Source organism: Sulfuricurvum sp., assembly GCF_049587615.1.
In the GTDB taxonomy this organism is placed as follows: domain Bacteria; phylum Campylobacterota; class Campylobacteria; order Campylobacterales; family Sulfurimonadaceae; genus Sulfuricurvum.
Map to the genome: position 1 here is coordinate 1 of NZ_JBAVEF010000018.1, position 2,308 is coordinate 2,308.

3 protein-coding genes, 1 tRNA gene and 1 pseudogene are annotated in these 2,308 nt (G+C 44.7%); 4 read left to right on the forward strand and 1 reads right to left on the reverse strand.

Annotated elements, in window-relative coordinates; translation table 11 throughout:
• The 4 genes and pseudogenes from WB308_RS03485 to WB308_RS03500 form a co-directional block, all read left to right on the forward strand.
• Positions 1-526: pseudogene (locus tag WB308_RS03485) on the forward strand (hypothetical protein); the annotation flags it as partial.
• A 10-nt stretch (positions 527-536) separates the two neighbouring features.
• Entirely contained in the window at positions 537-776 is a 240-nt protein-coding gene (locus tag WB308_RS03490) for a hypothetical protein (protein WP_424189038.1), read from the forward strand.
• A complete protein-coding gene (locus tag WB308_RS03495; RefSeq protein WP_424189040.1) occupies positions 761-1,099 on the forward strand; it encodes a helix-turn-helix domain-containing protein in 339 nt (112 codons plus the stop codon). Before WB308_RS03490 ends, WB308_RS03495 begins: the two co-directional genes overlap by 16 nt.
• Positions 1,023-2,093 (forward strand): tyrosine-type recombinase/integrase, encoded by a 1,071-nt coding sequence (locus WB308_RS03500; protein WP_424189042.1) that lies wholly within the window; start codon positions 1,023-1,025, stop codon positions 2,091-2,093. The genes WB308_RS03495 and WB308_RS03500 overlap by 77 nt, the downstream gene beginning before the upstream one ends.
• Positions 2,094-2,186: 93 nt before the next feature.
• Here the strand turns inward: WB308_RS03500 and WB308_RS03505 are convergent.
• Positions 2,187-2,274, reverse strand: a tRNA-Ser gene (locus WB308_RS03505).
• Positions 2,275-2,308 lie beyond the last annotated feature (34 nt).

Here is a 2,308-nt window from a genome sequence, read left to right on the forward strand (position 1 = left end):
AATCCGTCTCCTTGATCTCTCAACGATCACCGAAGATCAGATCAACACCCCTAACCGTCGTAGAGCCGAGACGCTCCCGATCTGGGAACACATCAAAGACTCGTATAGCATCAAAGAATTTATGCAAGTAGAAACTCCTTTGGAGAAGATCGAAAAGATCACCTACCGCTATTCTCTCGAAGATGCTGAAAAGTCGATCAAGAAGGTTATCACCCGCCTGTTCATTCATGATCGACAACCGACCTTTCAATTCTTTCTCGATGTACTGCAAAGAGCGCGGGAAGACTTTGAAATGCGAAAACTTTTTAAAAATAAATTTGAAGAATACAAGGAGGAAACATCCTATGAAGATGATTTCAAAACTTACAGCGACGAGGGATTGCAAAACCTTGAAGCAAGCCTTTCCAAAGAGATGCACACCATCCCGCAGAGCGATCCAGAACATCAAAAACTCTTTGATCGGTATGTGGAGGTCTGCCGTGAACTGGATCGTCGGGATTTAAACGACGACAATCCGTGGAGGTGAGGTGACTGAAATGAATCAGATACCAATTAAAGCTTATGTGGAAGAACATTATGGATCGCTTCGGTATGAAACAATTTATGGACTGCGCCGATTGTTGATTGATCTGCCTTTAGAGCGGTATGCTCTCGATAAGGATTCATTGCGTTACCAGTTGCTTACCGTGCAAATTGAGATGGCACGCGATGAATTGGATAGACGAATCAATCGTAAAAAAGTGCTTGGGAGGATGACGCCATGGAACTTGGTTTAGAGCATCTTAACCTCCTCCCTAAAATGTTCCAACTCATTGAAACGATGAGCGAGGAACTGAAAACAGCTCAGGGGAAGCGATGGCTTAACGTCAAAGAGCTAGCCGAATATCTCGGCTATTCCAAAGACCGCATCTACAAGATCAAAGACGAACACCTGTTGGAAGGAATCCACTTTTACAATAAAACGGGTAGAATTTTATTTGATAGAGTTGCGATTGACTCTTGGGTGGTCGGAAAGGAAACCGATGAAACTCATAAGTCGCGACGGCAGATTGTGGATAACGTTCTATCATCAATCCGTTCGGTATCGCCGAAGTCTTGATCTTGATGATACGAAAACAAACCGCAAGAAAGCCGAGCAATACATTATCCCCGAGATTGTCTACAAGCTCAATCAAGGGGTGTTCTTTGAAAAGACCGAACAACAAACGAAAGCAATCACGCTTCATCAGTTCATGCCGACAAGCTTTGAAATCCATAAGCACGAACGGCGCGAACTGACGCAAAAGAAGTACGATCAATGCTACCATCAACACATCAAGCCCCAATTCGGGAACAAGCCGATTGCACAGATTAAACCTTCCGATTTAGCCAAGTGGCAGAATAAACTGTTAGAGACAAGATCGGGAAAAACGGTTAAAGCGATCCGCACCGTGTTCCAAACCATTCTTGAGGATGCCATGATGGACGAGATCATTACGATCAATCCGTTCACTCGGGTGAAGTCTCCCAAAAACGATGAGACCAGAGAGAAGAAGCCTTTTTCCAAAGAGGAAATCTTCGCCATCATCAACGCCGTCCCCGAATCGATGCAATGTTTCTTTGCTATCGGATTTTTTACAGGGATGCGTACGGGTGAGATCATCGGCCTCAAATGGGAGGATGTAGACTGGGATGAGGGAATCATTCATGTCAGACGGAGCCGAAGACAGGGGATTGAAACCCTCCCGAAAACGAAAAACTCGATTCGGGAGGTGGAAATCATCGATGTGCTGATCCCGTATCTGCAAAAGCATCGTGAACTCTCTAGCAATAGAGGCGTGTATATATTCGAGACGTATACTGGTAAGCCGTTTACAACCTGCGATAAGATCAGTCTTTGGTACTGGAAGCCTGCATTGGTAAAAGCAGGAATACAATACCGAAATCTGTATCAGATGAGACACTCTTTTGCCAGTCTCATGATCGCAAACGGTGAGGACATTTTATGGGTGAGTAATATGCTCGGTCATAAAGACAGTTCTATGACGCTTCAAAAGTATGCACGATACATCAAACAAACTCGAAGAAAAAGAGCTTCTTTTCTGTCCGAATAAACACTAAACTGCTGACACACAATGGGCACAGTTTGGGCACAGTAAATTTTTTGAACTCTGGAAGTACCGTAAATGGGGGAGTTTAAGTGTAAGTGGCGGGCAGACTGAGATTCGAACTCAGGGAGGTATTACCCTCGCCGGTTTTCAAGACCGGTGCATTCAACCGCTCTGCCATCTGCCCGTAAATTGAGTGTATTTTATAGTGGAGGCGGCAC